The organism is Streptomyces yokosukanensis, assembly GCF_001514035.1.
Lineage (GTDB): Bacteria > Actinomycetota > Actinomycetes > Streptomycetales > Streptomycetaceae > Streptomyces > Streptomyces yokosukanensis.
Genome location: NZ_KQ948227.1, coordinates 127,434 through 150,131, shown reverse-complemented (window position 1 = coordinate 150,131; position 22,698 = coordinate 127,434). Strand labels below are relative to the sequence as shown.

The 22,698-nt window shown below is 71.8% G+C and carries 21 protein-coding genes; 15 read left to right on the top strand and 6 right to left on the bottom strand.

Annotated features, from left to right (window positions below; all coding sequences use genetic code 11):
- Positions 1–166: 166 nt before the first annotated feature.
- Positions 167–1,345, bottom strand: a complete 1,179-nt coding sequence (locus AQI95_RS37965; RefSeq protein ID WP_067134978.1) for a PP2C family protein-serine/threonine phosphatase — start codon at positions 1,343–1,345, stop codon at positions 167–169.
- A 205-nt stretch (positions 1,346–1,550) separates the two neighbouring features.
- Here AQI95_RS37965 and AQI95_RS37960 point away from each other — a divergent pair, with 205 nt between their 5' ends.
- A complete protein-coding gene (locus AQI95_RS37960; protein WP_067134976.1) occupies positions 1,551–2,792 on the top strand; it encodes a GNAT family N-acetyltransferase in 1,242 nt (413 codons plus the stop codon).
- Positions 2,793–2,889: 97 nt separating this feature from the next.
- Here the strand turns inward: AQI95_RS37960 and AQI95_RS37955 are convergent, their stop codons facing one another.
- Positions 2,890–4,317: an amino acid permease gene (locus AQI95_RS37955; RefSeq protein ID WP_067134973.1), complete on the bottom strand. Its 1,428-nt coding sequence runs from the start codon at positions 4,315–4,317 to the stop codon at positions 2,890–2,892.
- Positions 4,318–4,576: 259 nt separating this feature from the next.
- On the opposite strand from AQI95_RS37955, the gene AQI95_RS37950 reads away from it, so the two are divergent.
- Complete coding sequence (locus AQI95_RS37950; RefSeq protein ID WP_067134971.1) at positions 4,577–5,062, top strand: ribose-5-phosphate isomerase; 486 nt, start codon at positions 4,577–4,579, stop codon at positions 5,060–5,062.
- A gap of 91 nt (positions 5,063–5,153) precedes the next feature.
- Positions 5,154–5,957, top strand: coding sequence for an Fpg/Nei family DNA glycosylase (locus AQI95_RS37945; RefSeq protein ID WP_067134969.1), 804 nt, complete (start codon positions 5,154–5,156; stop codon positions 5,955–5,957).
- 27 nt (positions 5,958–5,984) lie between these two features.
- On the opposite strand, the gene AQI95_RS37940 is transcribed toward AQI95_RS37945, so the two are convergent.
- Positions 5,985–6,566, bottom strand: coding sequence for a biotin transporter BioY (locus tag AQI95_RS37940; RefSeq protein WP_067134968.1), 582 nt, complete (start codon positions 6,564–6,566; stop codon positions 5,985–5,987).
- A 465-nt stretch (positions 6,567–7,031) separates the two neighbouring features.
- Between AQI95_RS37940 and AQI95_RS37935 the strand changes: the two genes are divergently transcribed.
- From AQI95_RS37935 to AQI95_RS37885, 12 genes are all read left to right on the top strand, one after another.
- Positions 7,032–8,231, top strand: a complete 1,200-nt coding sequence (locus AQI95_RS37935) for an ROK family protein (protein ID WP_067134966.1) — start codon at positions 7,032–7,034, stop codon at positions 8,229–8,231.
- A gap of 205 nt (positions 8,232–8,436) precedes the next feature.
- Positions 8,437–9,480 (top strand): ABC transporter substrate-binding protein, encoded by a 1,044-nt coding sequence (locus AQI95_RS37930; RefSeq protein ID WP_067134964.1) that lies wholly within the window; start codon positions 8,437–8,439, stop codon positions 9,478–9,480.
- A complete protein-coding gene (locus AQI95_RS37925) occupies positions 9,477–10,322 on the top strand; it encodes an ABC transporter permease (protein WP_067134962.1) in 846 nt (281 codons plus the stop codon). Before AQI95_RS37930 ends, AQI95_RS37925 begins: the two co-directional genes overlap by 4 nt.
- A complete protein-coding gene (locus AQI95_RS37920; RefSeq protein WP_067134960.1) occupies positions 10,298–11,032 on the top strand; it encodes an ABC transporter ATP-binding protein in 735 nt (244 codons plus the stop codon). The genes AQI95_RS37925 and AQI95_RS37920 overlap by 25 nt, the downstream gene beginning before the upstream one ends.
- Positions 11,029–11,265: a hypothetical protein gene (locus tag AQI95_RS46780; protein WP_425264953.1), complete on the top strand. Its 237-nt coding sequence runs from the start codon at positions 11,029–11,031 to the stop codon at positions 11,263–11,265. The genes AQI95_RS37920 and AQI95_RS46780 overlap by 4 nt, the downstream gene beginning before the upstream one ends.
- The gene (locus tag AQI95_RS37915; RefSeq protein WP_067134958.1) at positions 11,262–12,602 is read left to right on the top strand and encodes an LLM class flavin-dependent oxidoreductase; all 1,341 of its coding nucleotides are present in this window, start codon (positions 11,262–11,264) and stop codon (positions 12,600–12,602) included. Before AQI95_RS46780 ends, AQI95_RS37915 begins: the two co-directional genes overlap by 4 nt.
- A 12-nt stretch (positions 12,603–12,614) precedes the next feature.
- Entirely contained in the window at positions 12,615–13,511 is an 897-nt protein-coding gene (locus AQI95_RS37910) for a TauD/TfdA dioxygenase family protein (RefSeq protein WP_067134956.1), read from the top strand.
- Positions 13,512–13,631: 120 nt separating this feature from the next.
- Entirely contained in the window at positions 13,632–15,020 is a 1,389-nt protein-coding gene (locus AQI95_RS37905) for an amino acid permease (RefSeq protein ID WP_067134954.1), read from the top strand.
- 117 nt (positions 15,021–15,137) lie between these two features.
- Entirely contained in the window at positions 15,138–15,785 is a 648-nt protein-coding gene (locus AQI95_RS37900; RefSeq protein ID WP_067134953.1) for a superoxide dismutase, read from the top strand.
- A 181-nt stretch (positions 15,786–15,966) separates the two neighbouring features.
- Positions 15,967–18,186, top strand: coding sequence for an MMPL family transporter (locus tag AQI95_RS37895; RefSeq protein ID WP_067134951.1), 2,220 nt, complete (start codon positions 15,967–15,969; stop codon positions 18,184–18,186).
- Positions 18,187–18,191: 5 nt separating this feature from the next.
- Positions 18,192–19,376 (top strand): sensor histidine kinase, encoded by a 1,185-nt coding sequence (locus tag AQI95_RS37890; RefSeq protein WP_208614368.1) that lies wholly within the window; start codon positions 18,192–18,194, stop codon positions 19,374–19,376.
- Positions 19,373–20,011: a response regulator gene (locus AQI95_RS37885; protein WP_067134949.1), complete on the top strand. Its 639-nt coding sequence runs from the start codon at positions 19,373–19,375 to the stop codon at positions 20,009–20,011. The genes AQI95_RS37890 and AQI95_RS37885 overlap by 4 nt, the downstream gene beginning before the upstream one ends.
- 4 nt (positions 20,012–20,015) lie before the next feature.
- On the opposite strand, the gene AQI95_RS37880 is transcribed toward AQI95_RS37885, so the two are convergent.
- From AQI95_RS37880 to AQI95_RS47580, 3 genes are all read right to left on the bottom strand, one after another.
- Positions 20,016–20,627 (bottom strand): histidine phosphatase family protein, encoded by a 612-nt coding sequence (locus tag AQI95_RS37880; protein ID WP_067134947.1) that lies wholly within the window; start codon positions 20,625–20,627, stop codon positions 20,016–20,018.
- A gap of 49 nt (positions 20,628–20,676) precedes the next feature.
- Positions 20,677–21,450 (bottom strand): SDR family NAD(P)-dependent oxidoreductase, encoded by a 774-nt coding sequence (locus AQI95_RS47585; protein ID WP_067134945.1) that lies wholly within the window; start codon positions 21,448–21,450, stop codon positions 20,677–20,679.
- Between the two features lie 191 nt (positions 21,451–21,641).
- Entirely contained in the window at positions 21,642–22,559 is a 918-nt protein-coding gene (locus tag AQI95_RS47580; RefSeq protein WP_067134943.1) for a terpene synthase family protein, read from the bottom strand.
- Between the last annotated feature and the right edge of the window lie 139 nt (positions 22,560–22,698).

Here is a 22,698-nt window from a genome sequence, read left to right as displayed (position 1 = left end):
CGCCTCCCCCGTACGGGCTCATGCGGCGCCTGCCGCTCGTCTCGCATACGGAATCATCTGTATCAACTCCGGAACCGGCTGGGCCATCCGGGGGCCGCACCGTCACAAAGTCAGCAAACTTCCGTGACCAAAACTTGGCGAAAAGCGGCCTTGCCCGCCGGTGGCGTCAGTGGACCGTCTGGGGCGCCGCGGCCTGGCGGCAGATCAGGAGCAGGGCCCGGTCGTCGTTGACGTCCTTCGCGACCGCCTCGATGAGGTGCCAGGCGGCGCCGTGGAAGCCGCCGGCGACATAGCGGTCGGCCTCGCCGGTGAGCCGGTCGATGCCCTCGACGATGTCGCGGTCGGAGGTCTCCACCAGGCCGTCGGTGAACAGCATCAGGACGTCGCCGGGGCGCAGGGAGCCCTTGACGGGGTCGAACTGGGCGCCGTCGTACACGCCGAGCAGCGGCCCCTCGGCGGCCTTCTCCTCCCAGCGTCCGCTGCCCGCGCTCAGCTGCAGGCCCGGCGGATGACCGGCGGAGTACAGCTCGTAGTCGCCGGAGTCGAGGTCGAGGACGAGATGGATGGAGGTGGCGAAGCCCTCGTCCCAGTCCTGGCGCAGGAGGTAGCCGTTCGCGGCCGGGAGGAAGGTGTGCGGCGGCAGCGAGCCGACCAGGCCGCCGAAGGCGCCGGACAGGAGCAGGGCGCGCGATCCGGCGTCCATGCCCTTGCCGGACACGTCCGTGAGCACGACCTCCAGGGTGCGGCCGCCGTTGGTGCGGGCCGCGACGACGAAGTCGCCGGAGAAGGACTGGCCGCCGGCCGGGCGCAGCGCCATCTCGTGGTGCCAGCCCTGCGGCAGTTTCGGCAGCTTGCTCTGCACCCGGATCCGCTCGCGCAGGTCGAACAGCATGGTGCCGCCGCGCCGCCAGGGCACCCCGACCCGGCTGCGGAACTGGGCCGTGAGCAGGCCGAAGAATCCGCAGGCCGCCACGACGAGGACCACGCCCGGGGTGACCCGGGAGGGCCCTTCCGTGTACGGGCCGAGCCGTACCGACTCCACGATCAGCGCGGTGGCTCCCGCCGCGTACAGGCCGAGCAGGCTCGCCGGGCGCAGCAGCAGGCCGCCCGCGATGATCGGCAGCACCAGGGTGGCCGGGGAGCACCACACCGAGTCGACCAGGGTCATGGCCGCGAGGACCGGGATGGTGAGGAGCAGTCCGACGAACGCGATCCAGTCGGAGCCGTCGCCGCGGAAGTAGTCCACGGCGCTTCTGCGCAGGCCGACGCGGGCCCGGTGCCACTGGATCCGCCACCGGGCCGTGAACGTCTCGGCCTTCGCGCGCCGCCCTCGTCCTGCTGCCATTAGTTCGGGACCCTATCCATCGGACCGGCTGCTTGGCACGGGAGGTCCCACTTGTCCCCCGTGCGAGGTTCCACGTCACGGTGGGTCCTCGGTGCGCCCTCACGGTGAAGGGCACCCGAGACAGTGAAGGGCACCCGAGGCCGTCGCGCGGCTCTCCGGTGGAAATTCACTGGCTCGCCCCGCAATGCCCTGATAGGCATGGTGCATGGGGACTGAACACGCGACGGAATTGACCGTGCTGGCGCCGGAGGACTTCGACCGCTGGTGGGACGGCGTGGTGCGTGCGTTCGGGGGTGGACCCGCCTCGGCCGAAGAGCGCGAACTGGACAGGTCCCTCACCGAGTTCGACCGTACGCTGGCCGTGCGGGACGGGGACGAGTTCGTCGGGACGGCGGGCGCGTTCAGCTTCCGGATGACCGTGCCGGGCGGAGCCGCGGTCCCCACCGCCGGTGTGACCATGGTCAGCGTGGCCGCGACGCACCGGCGGCGCGGGGTGCTGACGTCGATGATGCGGCGGCTGCTGGACGACGCGCACGCCAAGGGTGAGCCGCTGGCCGCGCTGCACGCGTCGGAGCCCGCCATCTACGGCCGCTTCGGCTACGGCGCGGCGACCTTCCAGATCAACGCCGAGATCGACACCGCCCGGGTCGCCCTGGCGCTGCCCGAGGGCACCGACGCGGTACGCGTGCGCTACGCACCGCCCGCCGACGCCCTGAAGGAGTGCGAGGCGGTGTACGCGGCCCTGGTGCCCGGCCGGCCCGGCATGCTGGCCCGGCAGCCCGGCTGGGAGCGGGCGGGACTGCTCGACCCGGAGGACCGCCGGGAGGGGGCGTCGGTGCTGCAGTGCGTGGTCGCCGAGCGGGACGGCGAGGTCACCGGGTACGCGCGGTTCCGTACGAAGACGGGCTGGGGCCCGAGCGGGCACGACGGCACGGTGACGCTGGAGGACCTGGCCGCGCTGGACCCCGCCTCCGAGGGGGCGCTGTGGCGTTTCCTGTTCGGCATCGACCTGATGACGACGCTGGCACTGCACGGGCGGCCGGTCGACGAGGCCTGGCAGCACCTGGTGTCCGACATCCGCCGTTGCCGGCCGCGGTTGCGCGACGCCGGGTACGTCCGTCTCGTGGACGTGGGTACGGCCCTGGCGGCGCGCGCCTATCCGGTCCCGGTGGACGTCGTGTTCGAGGTGGCGGACGCCTTCTGCCCCTGGAACGAGGGGCGTTGGCGGCTGACCGGCGACGCGAAGGGCGCGTCCTGCGAGCGGACCCGCGACCCGGCCGACGTGGCGCTGTCGGTACGGGAGCTGGGCGCGGCGTACCTGGGCGGTACGGCTCTGCTGTCGCTGGCGGCGGCCGGGCGGGCAAGGGAACTGCGGCCCGGGGCCCTGACGGAGGCGTCGGTGGCGTTCGGCTCCCCTGCCGCACCGTGGCTGTCGCACGGCTTCTAGCCCCTGCAACGTTTCGTCCGCGGCCGGGGGGGGCGACGCACGCACGGCACGGTGAAGGGGGGCCCTCACCGTGCCGTGTGCGGAGGAAGACGCCGGATCAGCCGACGGTGACCTTGTCGGCCGGGGCCTCGGCCGACAGGGCCGCCGCGCGGCTCGACTCGACCTTCTGCTTCACCAGGGCGACCAGCACCACGACCGCCGCCACGCCCACCGACAGCAGGACGGTCGTACGGCCGCTGCTCTCCCCCTTGGTGTCGGTCAGCATGTAGCCGAGGACGAAGACGATGAAGGCGGCCGTCACCCAGGTCAGGTACGGGTACAGCCACATCTTCACGACGAGCTTCTCCGGCGCCTCGCGCTGGATGATCTTCCGCATCCGCAGCTGCGAGAAGCAGATGACCAGCCACACGAACAGGGCCACCGCACCGGAGGAGTTGACCAGGAAGAGGAAGACGGTGTCCGGGTAGGCGTAGTTGAAGAAGACCGCCACGAAGCCGAAGACGACCGACGCCAGGATGGCCACCATCGGCACGCCTCGGGAGGTGGTGCGGGCGAACGCCTTCGGGGCGTCACCGCGCTGGCCGAGCGAGAAGGCCATGCGGGAGGCGGTGTACAGACCGGAGTTGAGACAGGACAGCACCGAGGTCAGCACGATCACGTTCATGATCTCACCGGCGTGCGCGATGCCGAGCGAGTCCAGGGCGGCGACGTAGGAGCCCTCCTTCTTGATGGAGGGGTCGTTCCACGGCAGCAGCGAGACCACGACCAGGATCGAGCCCAGGTAGAAGACGCCGATCCGCCAGATGATGCTGTTGGTGGACTTGGTGACCGCGCGCTGCGGGTCCTCCGACTCGCCGGCCGCCAGGGTCGCGATCTCGCTGCCCATGAAGGAGAAGACGACGAGCAGCACACCGGTGAGGATGGTGCCGGGGCCGTGCGGCAGGAAGCCGCCGTGGTTCGTCAGATTGCCGAAGCTCGCCTTGTCGGCGTGCACGCCCGGCAGTACGCCGAAGATGGCCAGCAGGCCGATGACGATGAACGCGCCGATCGCCACGACCTTGATGCCGGCGAACCAGAACTCGAACTCGCCGTAGGAACCGACGGAGACCAGGTTGGTCGCGGTCAGCACGCTCATCACGATGAGCGCCCAGGCCCACTGAGGTACGGACGGGACCCAGCCGTGGAGGATCCCGGCGCCGGCGGTGGCCTCGACGGCCAGCACGACGACCCAGAAGAACCAGTACAGCCAGCCGATGGAGAAGCCGGCCCAGCGACCGAGAGCGCGGTCGGCGTGCGCGGAGAAGGAGCCGGAGGCCGGGTTGGCCGCCGACATCTCGCCGAGCATGCGCATCACGAGGACGACAAGGGTGCCGACGAGCGCGTACGACAGGAGGATGCCGGGGCCCGCGGTGGCGATGCCCGAGCTGGAACCGACGAAGAGGCCGGCTCCGATGACACCACCGATCGCGATCATCGACAGATGGCGGTTCTTGAGTCCTGCTTGGAGGCCCGAACCAGGGGTCATGGACGGATTTCCTTTACGCCAGGAGGAGCAGCTCGTATGAGCGGTGTACGAGGCGGTCCAGTGAATCCGAGGCGAACGGATTCGGGAACCTCTGAATCCGTATCGTTACTTGAGGTTCCCTTGAGGTTCTATGGCCTTACTCACATTTCCCGAGGTCCGGCGGGGTGGCTTTCCGGGCCCGGCGGGGTGCCGCCGGGACGCCGGCAGGGCGCCGGCACCCGAGGCTGCTGCCCCCGATCAGGCGTGTCACACTCATGGCATGCGCGTGTATCTCGGCTCCGACCATGCGGGCTACGAACTCAAGAACCACCTCGTCGAATGGCTCAAGGCGGCGGGGCACGAGCCCGTCGACTGCGGGCCGCACATCTACGACGCCCAGGACGACTACCCGCCCTTCTGCCTGCGCGCCGCGGAGAGGACGGCCGCGGACCCCGACGCCCTCGGCATCGTGATCGGCGGCTCCGGCAACGGTGAGCAGATCGCCGCGAACAAGGTGAAGGGCGTGCGCGCGGCGCTGGCCTGGAGCGAGGAGACCGCGTCGCTCGGCCGGCAGCACAACGACGCCAACGTCGTCGCGGTGGGTGCGCGTATGCACAGCACGGAGGAGGCGACGAAGTTCGTCGAGACCTTCCTCGCCACGCCGTTCTCCGGTGACGAGCGTCACATTCGGCGGATCGACATGCTGTCGGCGTACGAGACGACGGGCGACCTCCCCCCGATCCCGGCCCACCACCCCCAGCAGTAGGCCCCACCGGCTCGTCGCCGTTCGCCCACCCTCCCAGCCGGGCCGAGTCCGGCCGGGAGGGTGGGCGCAGACGTGGAAGGAGACGTCAGCCGTGCCGGAAGGGCACACCATTCACCGGCTGGCCCAGGACTACGCCGAGCGCTTCCAGGGCACGGCCCCCCGTGTGACCAGCCCCCAGGGCAAGTTCTCCGACGCCGCGGCCCTGCTGGACGCTTCGGTGCTGACGGCCACCGAGGCCCACGGCAAACATCTCTTCCTGCGGTTCCGGGACGCCGACTGGGTCCACATCCACCTGGGCCTCTTCGGAAAGGTCGGCTTCGGCGACGCCCCCGCGCCCCCGCCGACCGACACCGTCCGCCTCCGGCTCGCGAACGGCACCGCCTACGTCGACCTCCGCGGCCCCACCACCTGCGCGCTGATCACGGACGCGGAGAAGCGCGCCGTGCACGACCGTCTCGGCCCGGACCCGCTGCGCGAGGACGCCGACCCGGACGCGGCGTACCGGCGGATCTCCCGCAGCCGTACGACGATCGCCGCGCTGCTGATGGACCAGAAGATCGTCGCCGGTGTCGGCAACGTCTACCGCGCCGAGGTCCTCTTCCGGCACGGCATCGACCCCTACCGCGCGGGCAAGGACCTCACCCCGGCCGAGTGGGACGCCATCTGGGCCGACCTGGTCGCGTTGATGGGCGAGGGGGTGCGCAACAACCGGATCGACACCGTGCGCCCCGAACACACCCCGGAGGCGATGGGGCGCCCGCCGCGCGTGGACGACCACGGCGGCGAGGTGTACGTCTACCGCCGGGCCACCCTGCCCTGCCACATCTGCGGCGACGGGATCCGCACAGCCGACCTCGCCGCCCGCAACCTCTTCTGGTGCCCCACCTGCCAGTAGCGGTGAGCACCCTCGCCGGGCGGGTCTCTAGCCCTTGTCGGCGAGCTTCCAGGCGGTGGGCAGGGCACCCATGGCCAGGGCGGCCTTGAGGGCGTCGCCGATCAGGAACGGGGTGAGGCCGGCGGCGACGGCCTGGGAGGCGGACAGATGGGCCGCCAGGGCCAGGTAGGGCACGCCGACGGCGTAGATGATCAGCTCACCGACGACCATCGCGCCGGCCATGCGCAGCGGTGAGCGGTCGGCGCCGCGCCGCGCCAGGGCGCCGACTGCCGCCGAGGCGAGCAGCATGCCGAGGACGTAGCCGAAGGACACCATGCCGGCGCCGGAAGCACCGTCCGCGAACCACGGCACACCGGCGACACCGGCGAGCGCGTACAGGGCGAGGGAGAGGAAGCCGCGGCGGGCGCCGAGCGTGGTGCCGACGAGCAGCGCGGCGAAGGTCTGGCCGGTCACCGGCACCGGGGAGCCGGGCACCGGGACGGCCAACTGGGCCGCGAGGCCGGTGAGCACGGCGCCGCCGACGACGAGGGCCGCGTCGCGGACACGTGACGCGGGGAGCAGGTCGGCGAGGACTGCGCCGGGGCGGGCGAGGGTGGTGGCGGTGCTCATGGGGACTCCACGGAAATGGTGTGGACACGTCGGGACATCGCGACGCTATCCCAGCGGGTGCGCGCCGATCACCGTCGGCGCTCGACAAAGGGTCGAACCGCGCCTTCGTGACCTTCGAACAAATGGTGCCGCTGACACATCGCCGGACGTGACACCGGTCACTGAGGTGACGACGCTCAACTCACCCTCCGGCCCCGCACCGCGTCTGTAGGGTCTCGCCAAAGTCCCCAAGAGCCTCGTCTCGCCCGTCGGTCGCCGTCTGGGCAGCGCGGGGGCGTTTTGCTAGCTTCGAACGCATGGTTGCCCAGGCCCGGTACTTCACGTCGCGTCGCTATGTCGACCTGCGACGCCAGGGCACGGCCACCTGTCGCCGCCCGGGATAGGGGCGGACCGCTCGGCACGCCTCCCCCCTTCGGACCTTCGAACTCCGAGACGTGTCGGCCCCGTTCCCGAGGACGGTTCTCCATGCCCCGTACCGCGGCATCCACCCTTGCCTCACCCGCTCCGCGTGCCGCCGGCAGCGACCGGCTGCGCACCAGCGCCAGTGTCGTGCTGCGCTGCGTGCTGGAGCACGGGCCGGTGGCGCGCAGCACCGTCGCCCGGCTGACCGGGTTGTCGCCCGCGTCGGTGACCGAGCACTGCGCCCGGCTGGCCGGTCTCGGCCTGATCCGCGAGTCCGCCGCGCCCCGCCGCTCGAACGGGGTCGGACGGCCGCACGTCCCCCTCGACCTGGACGACACGGGGTTCGTCGTCTGCGGGGTGCACGTGGCCGTGCCGTACACGACGGTCGCACTGCTGGATCTGCGCGGCCGGGTGGTGGCCCGGCGCGAGCTGAAACACGAACGGACCGATCCCGGCCGGGTGCTGGCGCGGGCCGCCGAGGGGCTCGCGGAGCTGCTCGCCGCGGCGCCGGGCCGTCGGCCGCTGGGCGTCGGGGTGGCGGTCGGCGGCTGGGTGGACCGGGCGACGGGCAGCGTGGTCGAGCACGAGCTGCTGGGCTGGCGCGAGGTGCCGGTGCGGGAGCTGCTCGGCGCCCGCACCGGGCTGCCGGTCCATGTGGACGGCCATGCGCGGGCGTTGGTGAACGGGGAGCGGTTGTTCGGGCGGGCCCGGGGCAGCGCGAGCGTGCTGCATCTGTTCGTGGGCAATGTGGTCGACGCGGCGTTCGCCACCCATGACGAGGTGCACCACGGGCCGCGGTCGGCGGCCGGGGCGATCGCTCATCTGCCGGTGCCGGGCGGCACCGAGCCCTGCCCGTGCGGCCGTACCGGCTGCCTGCAGGTGGAGCTGAGCGAGCGGACGTTGTGCCGGCGCGCCCGCGCGGCCGGGGTGACCGGCTCGGCCGGCCCGATGGACGTGGTGGCCGCGGCGGCGGCCGGGGACGCGACCGCCCGGCGGCTGCTGGTGGAGCGGGCCGGGACGACGGGGCGGGCGGCCGGGCTGCTGCTGGACGTGCTCAATCCGGAGACCGTCGTGGTGACGGAGGTGGGCGTGATCCATTTCGAGGACTGCCTCGCCGCGCTGCGGGAAGCGGCCGGAAAAGGCCGTGCGGCGGTCGTGCTGCCGACGAGTTTCCCGGATTCCGTGCTGGCCGTTGCGGGCGGTTCGGTAGCGCTGGACGTACTGTTCCGCGATCCGCTGAGCGCGTCACCTGAGGCTATTTAATTCAGAAACTCGGAATGTTGACAGGAGCCCTTCACGGCCAGGAACATGCTGGTCATGGACCCACTCAGGAGCTGTCGCACCCTCTGTTGCTGACACGTTGCCGCGCATGAAGCGCGTGTTTCCCGCTGCGTGAGTCTTTCTTCTTCCGGCCTGCCTGCCCGGAATTCCTGCTGCGTTTCCCCTCTTTCCCTCTGGGAGTTCTCCCATGCACCGTCGTGTCTTTCTCTCCTCCTTGCTGGGCGCGTCCGCAGCCGTGGCAGGCCTCAGCGGCTGCGCCAAGGGCGATGCCTCCGCCGACACCAAGGGGGCCGCCACCGAGCCGCTCGCGGACAAGGTCCCGGCCGGCACCAGCCTGAAGATCGCCTCCTACCAGAACGTCCAGCAGCTGCAGTTCAGGCTGGCGAAGCTGCCCGACCTGCCGTTCACCGTGTCGAACTGGCTGAACATCGGTGCCGGGCCCGATGTCATCAACGCCTTCCGCGCGGGGTCCCTCGACCTCGCGAACAACGCGGGCATCCCCCCGATCCAGGCGCACTACCAGGGCTACGGCGCGAAGATCGTGGCGATCGACCTCACCCGCAAGCCGAACTACCTCTTCGCGACCAAGCCCGGCAGCGACATCCGCACGACCCACGACTTCAGGGGCAGGCGACTCGCCTTCTCGCAGGGGCAGGCGCAGGGCGTAGTCCTGCTGCGGGCGCTGAAGCAGGCGGGTCTGACGTACGACGAGGTGAAGCTGGTCCCGCTGACCAGCAACCAGTTCCTGACCGCGCTGCAGTCCGGTCAGGTGGACGTGGCCCCGCTCCCCAACAGCCAGGCCCCCGCCTATCTGCAGCAGTACGCAGCCAAGGGCGCCCGCGCCATCGACACGGACGTCGTCGACCTGCTCAACCTGCTGTGGGCACCGCAGTCGGTGCTGAGCGACCCCGCGAAGGCCGCCGCGATCGCCTCCTACATCCCGCAGTGGGCGAAGGGCCTGGTGTGGCAGTACGAGCACCCGGACGTGTGGAACGAGGAGTTCTACGTCAAGACGCAGAACCTGACCCTCCAGCAGGCGCGGGGCATCACGAAGCTCGCCAACAAGCCGCTGTTCCCGCCCCGTTGGGACGAGGCGCTCAAGTGGGAGCAGGAGACCGCCGACCTGCTCGCCGAGGGCGGCTTCGTGAAGAAGTTCGACGTCTCCTCGCTCTTCGACCACCGCTTCGAGTCGATCGCCGCCGAGGCCGTACCCGAGGAGTACCGGAAATGACCGCCGTGACCACGACGACTGCCGTCCCGGCGGCCCAGGCCGGAGAAATCCCGCAGGTCCGACGGCGCCGCCGGCTCTCGCCCGGCCGCCGCCTGCCCGCCGCCCGGCTGATCGGCCCGCTCGTCCTGCTCGCCCTGTGGGCCGGTGCGTCGGCGGCCCACACGCTCGACACGGGTGCCGTCCCGGCGCCCTGGACGGTCCTGCGGACCGCCGGTCGCCTGTGGTCCGACGGGACGCTGCCGACCGACGTCCTGACCTCCCTGGAGCGCGCCGGGTACGGCTTCGCGATCGGCCTCGTCGCGGGCGTGCTGCTCGCCCTCGCGGCCGGGCTCAGCCGGACCGGGGAAGCACTGATCGACGGGACCGTGCAGCTCAACCGGGCGATCCCGACGCTCGGCCTGATCCCGCTGTTCATCCTCTGGCTGGGCATCGGGGAGACCTTCAAGGTCGCGATCATCGCGATCGTCGTCTACATCCCGATCTATCTGAACACGCACGCCGCGCTGTCCGGCATCGACAGCCGGTACGTCGAACTCGCCGAGGTGCAGGGCCTCACACGGCTCGCCTTCGTCCGGCAGATCGTGGTCCCCGGCGCGCTGCCCGGATTCTTCGTGGGCCTCCGGCTCGGTGTGACCGGCTCCTGGCTGGGCCTGGTGGTGCTGGAGCAGATCAACGCCACCAGCGGCCTCGGCTATCTGATGTTCCAGGCGCAGAACTACGGCCAGACCGACGTGATCCTGGTCGGCCTGCTGATCTACGGCGTCTTCGGCCTGGTCTCCGACAGCGCGGTCCGGTTGATCGAACGGAGGGTGCTGTCATGGCGCCGCACACTGAGCAGCTGACCCGGTCGGCCGTACGGCTGCGCGGCCTGACCCGGTCCTTCGAGGGCCGTACCGTCCTCGACGGCATCGATCTCGACCTGCCCGCCGGCCAGTTCACGGCCCTGCTCGGGCACAGCGGCTCGGGCAAGTCCACCTTGCTGCGGGCGATCGCCGGACTCGACCACGGGGTGGCGGGAGACGGGCGGCTCACCGCGCCGCGACGGGTGTCGGTGGTCTTCCAGGACTCCCGGCTGCTGCCCTGGCGCCGGGTGCTGGACAACGTCCTGCTGGGCCTGGACGGCAAGGACGCCGCCGACAGGGGCCGGTCGGCGCTGGCCGAGGTCGGCCTCGCGGGCCGCGAGCGGGCCTGGCCGGGCGAGCTGTCCGGCGGCGAGGCACAGCGCGCCGCGCTCGCCCGCTCCCTGGTCCGCGAGCCCGAACTGCTGCTGGCCGACGAGCCGTTCGGGGCGCTGGACGCGCTCACCCGGATCAAGATGCACCACCTGCTGCGCGAGCTGTGGCAGCGACACCGCCCGTCCGTGCTGCTCGTCACCCACGACGTGGACGAGGCGATCGTGCTCGCCGACCGGGTCCTCGTCCTGGACCGGGGCCGGATCGGCCTCGACCTGACCATCGACCGCCCCCACCCGCGCTCCTACCGCGAGCCGGTCCTCGGCGAGTACCGCGAGCGGCTGCTGGCCGCCCTGGGCGTCACCGAGGACCACACATGACCCACGGGCCCCGCCCGCACCCGCCCCACCCCGCGCCGGCACCACACCGGCCACCATCGCCGACGCGCCGCAGGCACGACATGGACGACGAGGCGATCGTGCTCGCCGACCGGGTCCTCGTCCTGGACCGGGGCCGGATCGGCCTCGACCTGACCATCGACCTCGACCGCCCGCGCGGCGCGTACCGCGCGCAGCTGCTCGCCGCCCTGGGCGTCACGGAGGACCACACATGACCCGCACGCTCCACCTCAACGCGTTCCTGATGAACACCGGCCACCACGAGGCCTCGTGGCGGCTCCCGGAGAGCGACCCGTACGCGCACGTCGACCTCCGGCACCACGTCGAGCTGGCCCGGATCGCCGAGCGCGGCACCTTCGACTCGCTCTTCCTCGCCGACGGCCCCCAGCTGTGGAGCAACCTCGCCCAGCGCCCGGCCGGCGCCCTGGAACCGCTCACCCTGCTGACGGCGCTGGCGACGGCCACCGAGCACATCGGTCTGATCGCCACCGCCTCCACCTCCTACAACTCCCCCTACAACCTGGCCCGCACGTTCGCCTCGCTGGACATCATCAGCGGCGGCCGGGCCGGCTGGAACATCGTCACCACAGCCGGTGCCGAGGCCGCCCGCAACTTCGGCCTGGACGCCGAACCCGCGCACGCCGTGCGGTACGCCCGGGCCGCCGAGTTCCTCGACGTGGCCCGCAAGCTCTGGGACAGCTGGGAGGACGACGCGATCGTCGCCGACAAGGCGGCCGGCGTCTGGGGCGACGACAGCAAGATCCACCCGCCCCGGCACCAGGGCACGTACTTCAGTGTCGCGGGTGCCCTCAACGTCCCCCGCACCCCGCAGGGTCACCCGCTGCTGGTGCAGGCGGGTTCGAGCGAGGACGGCAAGGCGTTCGCGGCCCGGCGCGCGGAGGCGGTCTTCACCGCGCAGCAGACCCTCGCCGGCGCCCAGGACTTCTACGCCGACCTCAAGTCCCGCACCCGGCGGGCCGGACGGGACCCCGAGCACATCAAGGTGCTGCCCGGGATCGTGCCCGTACTCGGCTCGACCGAGGCGAAGGCGCGGGCGGCCGAGCAGTTGCTGGAGGACCACATCGTGTACGAACACGGGGTGGACCGGCTGGAGCGGCTGCTCCAGCTGCCGCCCGGGACTCTGGTGCTGGACGAACGGCTGCCCGCCGATCTGCCGCCCGAGTCCGCCGTCGAGGGCGCGAAGAGCCGCTACACGCTCGTGGTGGAGCTGGCCCGGCGTGAGCGGCTCACCGTGCGGGAACTGATCGCACGGCTGGGCGGCGGACGCGGCCACCTCACCTTCGCCGGGACGCCCGAGCAGGTCGCGGACCAGATCGAGACCTGGTTCACGCAGGGCGCCGCCGACGGCTTCAACATCATGCCCGCCGTGCTGCCCTCCGGCCTCGACGCCTTCGTCGAGCACGTCGTACCGCTGCTGCGCGCCCGGGGCCTGTTCCGCCGTGAGTACGGCCCCCGCCAGACCCTCCGGGAGCGCTACGGCCTCCCCCGCCCCGCCAACCAGTACCTGACCCCGGCTCCCGCCCTCGTCTGAAAGGACCAGCCCATGTCCCTGGAGATCACCAAGGTCACCGCCCGCATCGGCGCCCGCGTCTCGGGCGTCGACATCACCCGGCCGCTCGCCCCCGAGCAGGTCGCTGCGATCCGTGAAGCCCTCAACGCCCACAAGGCGCTCGTCTTCGACGCCGGCGACCTGGACGACGCCGGCCAGCAGGCCTTCGCCCGCCACTTCGGCGACCTGACCACCGCCCACCCGACGGTCGGCGCGGTCGACGGCTCCCCGAACGTGCTGCCCGTCGACAGCGAGCGGGGCCCCGCCAACCACTGGCACACCGACGTCACCTTCGTCCTCAACCCGCCCCAGGCCAGCACCCTGCGCAGCATCACGATCCCGCCCTACGGCGGCGAGACCCTGATCGCCAATGCCGCGGCCGCCTACCGCGACCTGCCGGAGCCGCTGCGCCGGCTCGCCGACACCCTGTGGGCCGAGCACACCAACGACTACGACTACGCCGTACCGGACGAGGAGATCGACGAGGAGAAGGCGGCCCAGCGCGCCCGGTTCACGTCGATCGCGTACCGCACCGCCCACCCGGTGGTCCGGGTCCATCCGCTGACCGGCGAGCGCGGGCTGTTCGTCGGCGGGTTCGCGCAGCGGATCACGGGCCTGTCCGTGGGCGAGTCCCGCAAGGTCCTGGACCTCCTCCAGTCGTACGTCACCCGCCCGGAGAACATCCTGCGCCACCGCTGGGCGGAGCACGAGCTGGTGCTCTTCGACAACCGGATCACCCAGCACTACGCCATCGACAACTACGACGGACGGCCGCGCCGGCTGCACCGGGTGACCGTGGCCGGTGACGTCCCGGTCGGCATCGAGGGCAAGGAGAGCTACTCGATCGAGGGCGACGCCTCGCACTACACATCCGTGCTCACGGCCGCGTAACCAGGATTTCACGCTGCGTACACAGGGTGTCCGGATACTGGGCAGCCCCTTCGCCTGAGCGGACGGGCCGCCCAGACTGACGAGGTTTTTACCCGCCTCTTGCACGGGAGAGCCGCGCCCATGCCCAGCAGCAGCACGACGACCGAGACGCCGCCCCAGCAGCAGGGCGGCGCCTCTCTCTCCCACGGCCTCAAGCAGCGCCATCTGTCGATGATCGCCCTCGGCGGGGTGATCGGCGCGGGCCTTTTCGTCGGCTCCGGCGCGGGCATCGCCGCCGCCGGCCCGTCCATCGTGATCGCCTACACGATCTCCGGGCTGCTGGTGATGCTGGTGATGCGGATGCTGGGCGAGATGTCCGCCGCCTACCCCTCCTCCGGCTCCTTCTCGTCGCACGCCGAGCGGGCGATCGGGCCGTGGGCCGGCTTCGCGGCCGGCTGGTCCTTCTGGATCCTGCTGTGCACGGCCGTCGGCCTGGAGGGCATCGGTGCCGCGCACATCGTCTCCGGCTGGCTGCCCGGCACCCCCGAGTGGCTCTGGGTCGCGCTGTTCATGGTCGTGTTCGCCGGGACGAACCTGGCCGCCGTGAAGAACTTCGGCGAGTTCGAGTTCTGGTTCGCGGCGCTGAAGGTCGGTGCGATCAGCCTGTTCCTGATCCTCGGCGTGCTGGCGATCGCGGGCGTGCTGCCCGGCACGGACGCCCCCGGCACCTCGAACCTGAGCGACTTCCTGCCGCACGGCGGCAACGGCCTGATCATCGGCCTGCTCGCGTCCGTCTTCGCCTACGGCGGACTGGAGACCGTGACCATCGCCGCGGCCGAGTCGCAGGACCCGGTCCGCGGCGTGGCGTCCGCCGTCCGCACGGCGATGTGGCGCATCGCCCTGTTCTACATCGGCTCCATGGCGGTCGTGGTCACGCTGGTCCCGTGGCACTCCGAGGACGTCGTGACGAAGGGCCCGTACGTCGCCACGCTCGACCACCTGGGCATCCCGGGTGCGGGCCAGCTGATGAACGTGGTCGTCCTGGTCGCCCTGCTCTCCGCGATGAACGCCAACATCTACGGCTCCTCGCGCATCGCCTTCTCGCTGGTCGAGCGCGGCCAGGGCCCGAAGGCGCTGGCGAAGCTGTCCGGCGGGGTCCCGCGTATCGCCGTTCTGACCTCCTGCGTGCTGGGCTTCGTCTGCGTGCTGCTCAGCTACTGGCGTCCGGACGACGTCTTCAAGTGGCTGCTGAACATGATCGGCGCGGTGATCCTGGTCGTCTGGATCTTCATCGCGGTCTCCCAGCTGCTGCTGCGCCGCCGCGTGGAGCGCGAGGCGCCCGAGAAGCTCGTCGTCCGCATGTGGGCGTTCCCCTACCTCACCTGGGTCGCCCTGGCCGGCATGGTCACGATCTTCGCCCTGATGGCCCGCGAGCCGGACACCCGCGTCCAGCTGTACTCGACGGGCGCGATGACGCTGGCCCTGGCGGCCGCGGGCTATCTCCGACAGCGGACCCGCGCCAAGCGCTGAACCCTCCCCTGAAGGCCCCCACGTGCGACACGTGGGGGCCTTTCTGTCGGCCTGTCACTCTTGCTGCTAGTGTGCAGTTGCAAGAGTATTGCAATAAGGTTCCGGAGGGGATCACCCGTGCCCGTCTACACGCTGCCCGACCTGCCCTACGACTACTCCGCGCTGGCCCCCGTGATCAGCCCGGAGATCATCGAGCTGCACCACGACAAGCACCACGCGGCCTATGTGAAGGGCGCGAACGACACGCTGGAGCAGCTGGCGGAGGCACGCGACAAGGAGAGCTGGGGCTCGGTCAACGGCCTGGAGAAGAACCTGGCCTTCCACCTCTCCGGCCACATCCTGCACAGCATCTACTGGCAGAACATGACCGGCCCGAAGGACGGCGGCGGCGAGCCGCTCGCCGCCGACGGCGTGGGCGAGCTGGCGGACGCGATCAGGGAGTCCTTCGGCTCCTTCGCCGGCTTCAGGACCCAGCTGTCCAAGGCCGCGGCCACCACCCAGGGCTCGGGCTGGGGCGTCCTCGCCCACGAGCCGCTCAGCGGCCGTCTCGTCGTGGAGCAGGTCTACGACCACCAGGGCAACGTCGGCCAGGGCGCCACCCCGATCCTGGTCTTCGACGCCTGGGAGCACGCCTTCTACCTGCAGTACCGCAACCAGAAGGTCGACTTCATCGAGGCCATGTGGCAGGTCGTCGACTGGCAGGACGTGGCCAGGCGCTACGAGGCCGCCACGTCCCGCGCCGACCGCCTGCTGCTGGCTCCCTGAGAACGTCCTGCCTCGTGATCGTCTTCTCACCCTTCACGCGGGCAGGCGGATGAGAGAAGACCCCCGTGAGGACATGACTCACGGGGGTCTTCCCCACCCAGCGGGTCCACCGAACGGCTGACCCCGAGTTCCACCGGGCACCCGTGTCCGTCGAGTGCCCTGCTCGGCAAGGCTTTTGGGCATGAACTCACTGACCGTGCGCATAGCGCGCTGGAGCGCCGGGCACCCCTGGCGGGCGCTCGTCGGCTGGCTCCTCTTCGTGGCGCTGTGCCTGGGCGTCGGCAGCGCCGTCGGCACCGACAGCGCCAAGACGGCCGACTACCGCGTGGGCGAGGCCGGCCGGGCCGAGACCATGGCCGCCGAAGGGCACCTGGAACGCCTGTCCACGGAACAGATCCTGATCTCCGCCCTCCCCCGCTCCCGGCCTCGCCCGGACGGGGGGACCTCCGTCGGCGCCCTGGACGAGGGGCCCGCCGCTGCCGCCGCGCACGAACTGACCGCACGCATGCGGCGCCTGCCCGAGGTCGCGCAGGTGGCCGACCCGGTACGGTCCTCCGACGGACGCGTCCTCATGGTCGAGGTCTCCCTCAAGGGCGAGGAACTGGACGCCGACGCCAAGGTCGGCGCGCTCGTCGCACAGACCCGGGCCGTGCAGCGGGCGTACCCCGGGCTGCTCGTGCAGGAGACCGGCTCCGCCTCCGTCAGCAAGGGAGTCGACCAGCAGCGCGACGACGACCTCGCCCTGTCCGAGAAGATCAGCCTGCCCGTCACCCTGGTCACCCTGCTGATCGTGTTCGGCTCGCTGACCATGGCCGCCGTACCGCTGCTGCTCGCGCTGTCCTCGATCGCGGCGGCCGTGGGACTGGCGATGGTCGCCTCGCATCTCACCCCCGACACCGGGGTCGGCACCAACGTCATCCTCATGATCGGTCTCGCGGTCGGCGTCGACTACACGCTCTTCCACCTCAAGCGGGAACGCGAGGAACGGGCCCGCTGCGGGGGCCGGCTCGGCACCGAGGCGCTGGTGGAACTGGCGGCGGCCACCTCCGGGCGGGCCGTCGTGGTCTCCGGTCTCGCGGTCGTGGCCTCCACCGCCACGCTGTACCTGGCCTCGGACGTGATCTTCTCCTCGCTCGCCACCGGCACGGTCGTGGTCGTCCTCGTCGCGGTCGCCAGCTCCCTGACCGCGCTGCCCGCGCTGCTGACCGTGCTGGGCAGGCGGTCCGAGCGCCGGGCGCGGCGGGCGGCGGAGCGCGGCAAGCCCTCCCGGCGCCTGCGCGGCGGGGACGGCGGCCGGTTCTGGTCCGCGCTGCTGCGCCCCGCCGCCCGGCATCCGCTCGCCACCCTGTGCTGCTCGCTCCTCGCGCTGCTCGCCCTCGTCCTCCCGCTGACCGGTCTGAAGATCACCGAGATGAGCCGGGACACCCACTCCCGCGCGATCCCGGCCATGCGCGTCTACGACCGACTCAACGCCGAGTTCCCCGAGCGGCGCGTCACCCACCAGGTCGTCGTACAGGCCCCTGCCTCGCGCGCCGCCCAGGTCGACCGGGAACTGCGCGCACTGGGCCGCCGGGCCGCCGCCGACCCGCTGTTCACCGACTACGCCCGCATCCGCACCGCCGCCGACCGCCGGACCAGCACCCTGGAACTGCGGGTGCCCTATCTGGGCGACTCCCCCCAGGCCGTGGCCTCCTTGGAGCATCTGCGGCGCGACTACCTGCCCGCCACCGTCGGCAAGGTCACCGGAGCGCGGTACGGCGTGAGCGGTGACGTGGCCCGCTACCAGGACTATCCGGCCCATCAGAACGGCCGACTCCCGCTGGTTCTGGGCGCGTTGCTGCTCGTGACGTTCCTGATGACCCTGTACGCCTTCCGCTCCGTCGTCCTCGGCCTGATCGGCGTCGTGCTGAACCTGCTGTCCGCGGCGGCCGCGCTCGGGCTGCTGGTCCTCGTCTTCCAGCACACCTGGGCCGAAGGACTGCTGGACTTCCGCTCCACGGGGTCGATCGGTTCGCGCGTGCCGCTGTTCCTGTTCGTGATCCTCTTCGGCCTGTCGATGGACTACCAGGTGTTCGTGGTGAGCCGGATCCGCGAGGCGGTCCTGGCCGGCACGCCCACCCGGCAGGCGGTGCTGGACGGGGTCCGGCGGTCGGCGAGCGTGGTGACCAGCGCGGCGGTGGTGATGACGACCGTGTTCGTGAGCTTCGTCTTCCTGCACCTCATCGAGATGAAGCAGATCGGGTTCGTGCTCGCGACGGCCGTGCTGATCGACGCCTTCGTCGTGCGCGTACTCGTCCTGCCCTCGGCGATGCTGCTGCTCGGCGAGGCGACCTGGTGGCCGTCGCGGACGAGGCGGGCCCCGAAACCGGTCCCCGCGCGCCGGCCGGCCGACGTACGTTGATCCTCATGACCTCTCCCGCCGGGCTCTCGGCCGACGCCTTCTGGGCGACGACGCTGCGCCGCTGGAACGCCGTGTGCTGGGTGCTGTTCGCCGCGATGGCCGTCGGGATCACCGCGCTGAGCCAGGGCGGCGGCCGGTACGCGGCCCTCGCCCTGCTCGGCGCCGTGGCCCTGGGCTTCGCGGTCCTGCACCACTTCCCGGCCAACCCCCTCGTACGGCCGCACGGATACCTGGCCGTGCTGGTGCTGGCGCTCGGCGGGCTGGCCTACCTGGGCACCAGCTACGCGGCCCTGTTCATGGTGACGCTGCCGCACTACTGGATGTTCGGGCGGACCCCGAGGATCTCGCTCGCGTTCCTCGGGCTGGCCACCACCTCGACGCTGCTCGGGGGTTGGGTACGGCAGGGCTGGTCGGGGAAGTTCTTCGGCGAGACGATGGTGGGCACGCTGATCGTCGTCGCGGTGGGCGTGCTGATCGGGCTGTGGACGCGCGCGGTGGTCGAGCAGAGCACCGAACGCGCCCGGCTCATCGACGAGTTGGAACGTACCCAGGCCGAGCTGTCCGAGGCGCACCAGCGGCAGGGCGCGGCCGACGAGAGGGAGCGGATGGCCCGGGAGATCCACGACACGCTGGCGCAGGGCTTCGCCTCGATCGTCGTCCTCGCGGAGGCGGCCCGGGCCGGTCTCGCCACGGACCCCGGGCGCAGTGCACGCCGGCTGCGCTCGATCGAGTCGACGGCCCGCGAGAACCTCGCCGAGGCCCGGGAGCTGGTCGCCTCCGGCGGGCAGGGGCAGCAGCCGGAACCGGGGTCCTTGGCGCAGACGCTGCGCCGCGTCCTCGACCGGTTCGCCGAGGACACCGGCCTGACCGTGGACGCCGAGCTGGCCGACCTCGACTGCGACCAGCAGACCCGGGTCGCGCTGCTGCGCTGCACCCAGGAGTCCCTGGCCAACGTGCGCAAGCACGCCGGTGCCGGGGTGGTCGGGGTCGTGCTGGCCCGACGGCCGTACGCGGTGGAGCTGGAGGTGACCGACGACGGCACGGGATTCGTGCCGGGCACGTCGACGGGCTTCGGGCTGGACGGGATGCGCAGGCGGCTCGCCGAGCTGGGCGGACGGCTGACGGTGACCAGTTCGGTCGGCGACGGGACGAGGGTCCTGGCGTCGATTCCACTGGAGGGGGTGGCATGACCGGGCAGAAGCTCCGCGTCGTCGTGGTGGACGACCACACCGTGATGCGGGCCGGGGTGATCGCCCTGCTCGACGGGGAGAGCGACATCGAGGTCGTCGGCGAGGCGGACGACGGCCGCGCCGCCCTCGATCTGATCGGCCGGCACGACCCGGACGTGGCCCTGGTCGACCTGCGCATGCCGGTGCTGGACGGAGTGGCGACGACCACCGAGATCACCGCCCGGCACCCGCGCACCCGCGTGCTGATCCTCACCACCTACGACACCGACGCCGACATCGAGCGCGGGGTCGAGGCCGGTGCGATCGGCTACCTGCTCAAGGACACCACGCGCGAGCAACTGGCCGACGCGATCCGCTCGGCCGCGCGCGGCGAGACCGTGGTCGCGCCCCGGGTGGCGGAGAAGCTGGTCGCCCGGATGCGGCGTCCCGTCCACGATCCGCTCACCGCCCGCGAGACCGATGTGCTGAGCGCGGTGGCCGACGGACTGACCAACGCCGAGATCGGCCGCCGCCTGGTGATCTCCGAGGCCACCGTGAAGACGCATCTGCTGCGCCTGTTCGCCAAGCTGGACGTCAACGACCGGACGCGGGCGGTGGTCGTGGCGATGGAGCGGGGACTGCTGCCGAGGCCCTGACCGGTCAGGCGCAGGGGAGGTTGAGCGACAGCAGAGCGGTGTGCCCGCCGTCGACGCGGATCTCGGTGACGGCCGCGTTGCGCAGCCTCGGCAGGACCCTTCGGTAGTCCGCGAGCGGAATGCGCAGGAGCGAGCAGAGCACCAGCCGGAGCAGGGTGTTGTGGGCGACCACCAGGGCGCGCCCGCCGGGGTGGGCGGCGGCGATCCGGCGCAGGGCGGCGCTCCCGCGCTCCGCCGCCGCGCGGGGATCCTCGGCGCCCGGGAAGGGGTGTGCCACCGGGTCGGCGCGAAACGCCCGCGCCGCCTCGGGGTTCTGCGCCGCGAACTCGGCGAGCGTACGGCCCTCCACGGCCCCGAAGTCGCACTCCCGCAGGGCGGGTTCGCGGTGCGGGGTCAGGCCGAGGGCGCGGCAGGCGGGGTCGGCGGTGGCGATCGCCCGGGACAGGGGTGAGGTCCACACCGCGTCCACCGGGTGCGCCGCGGCCCACCGTCCCAGCGCCTTCGCCTGGGCGTACCCGGTGTCGGTGAGCGCGACGTCGCTGACTCCGGCGTACCGGTTCTCGGCATGCCAGACGGTCTCTCCGTGGCGGGCGAGGAGCAGGGTGGTGGGGGTCATGGTGAGCAGTATTCCGGGTGCCGTGCCCGTCGCGGCCGGGCGGCGGCGGTCAGCCGGCCCGGAACGCGGAGGGGAAGCGGCCCGCGGTCCAGCCGCCGTCCACCACCAGGGTCGAGCCCGTCATGTAGGAGGAGGCGTCACCGGCCAGGAACATGACCGCCTTGGCGATCTCCTCCGGCGCGGCGGGCCGCTGGATGGGGACCTGCGCCAGCAGCTCTTCCGGGGCGTATCCGAGAGCGTCGAGGTCGATGCCCTGGAGCAGGGGCGTGGCGACGGCGCCGGGGCAGATCGCGTTCACCCGGACGCCCTGGCCGACGACCTCCATGGCGGCCGAGCGGGTGAGGCCGAGGACGGCGTGTTTGGAGGCGCAGTAGGCCGACAGTCCGGGGATGCCCTCCAGGCTCGCGAACGACGCCATGTTGATGACGTGCCCGCCGCCTGCCCGGATCATCAACGGCAGGCAGGCCCGCATGCCGAGGAAGACACCGGTCTGGTTCACCGCCACCATGCGCGCGTAGTCCTCGACCGTCGTGGTGTGCAGCGGACCGGGGCGCATGACACCGGCGTTGTTCACCAGGACGTCCAGCCGTCCGAAGCGCTCCTCGATCTCGTCGGTCACCTGGTTCCAGGACGTCTCGTCGGCGACGTCGAGCGGGCGCGGCAGCAGCCGGCCCGCGAGTTCGCTGGGGACGGGCCCGCCGTCGCGCGAGGGGAGGTCGGTGGCGACGACGATGGCGCCGTCGTCGAGCAGCGCCCGGGTGACGGCGGCGCCGATGCCCCCGGCCGCGCCGGTGACCAGGGCGATCCGTGCGGCGGCGGTCATGGCCGGACCTCTTGTGCGAGGGCGGTCATGCCCGAGGGCGGGATCGCCATGCCATGCTCCATTCCTCCGGGAAGAACGTGCGTCGTGGACGCGGGTCGGGTCGGTTCGGCGGGCCGGGCACGACGGCGCCGTGGGGCGCGCGGGACGGGGCGGGCCGCCGTCCGACCGGGAAGGATCGCGGTCACGGCCGCTCAGTCCTCGGCGCCGACGAGCAGCGAGGTCGCCCAGTCGGGCAGGGTGCGGTGGGCGCGGTGGCGGGTGGTGGTCCGCTCCCACTCGTAGTCGCCGAGGACCCGGTCGTGGAGGATGTCCGCGTATCCGGTCACCGCGGCGCGCTGGTCGGCGTCCAGGGCCCGCACCAGCCGCGGCAGCTTCCGCCGCTCCAGCTCCACCAGGGCGTCGGCCTTGTCCTGGGCGATCTCGCACGCGAGGGCCAGCGCCTCGCCCCGGGAGCAGCCGTGGGCGCGTTCGATGAGGTGGATGGCGTTGTGCCCGCCGACGACGTCCTCGTGCGCGAGGGACATCGAGTCGTTGCGCAACCCGACCAGATCGGCGGCGAGTTGCCGCATGCGCCGCAGCACGGGGTCGTGCCACACCACCGGCGCGACCTCGCTGCCGCCCCAGTGCTCGGCGAGGTCGTTCTGTCCGAAGGCGCAGGTCGTGGCGGCCCGCAGCTGGAAGTACTCCTCCAGGTCGGTGCACTCGCGGCCCTCGGCCCGGTCGATCGACTCGGTCAGCTGCGAGGAGAAGTACGACGCCCAGTGGTGGGTCATCCGCGCCCGCAGCGTGGCGGACATGCCCCGCACCATGCGCTCCCACAGGTCGGCGAACGCCCGTACCGTGGGCGCCGGATGGCGCTCCGGCCCCGACGCGCCGTGCACGATGCCGATCAGGGCGTCGCAGATCCGGGCCACCCGCCGCGGATCGCGTCCGGCCTCCCCGTCCAACTGGTCGTCGAACGGCAGGAAGTACCAGCCCATCATGCGCGCGGCCGTGGCACACGCCTCCTGATCCGCGCGGGGGTAGAGGTGTCCGGCGACCTCGGCCAGACGCCATTCGGTGAAGTCCTCGACGGCCTGCCGGCCGTGGAGCAGATCGAACCGTCTCATCCAGTCGATCGCGCTTTCCCGAGCTGCTTCCACATGCGGGTTGGTCCGTAGCGGCCATGGGGTGGTGAAAACGACACCCTGATACGTCACGCCTGCGCCTTTCGTGAAATCCCCTCACCAGGAAGGATCTTGTGGCGCA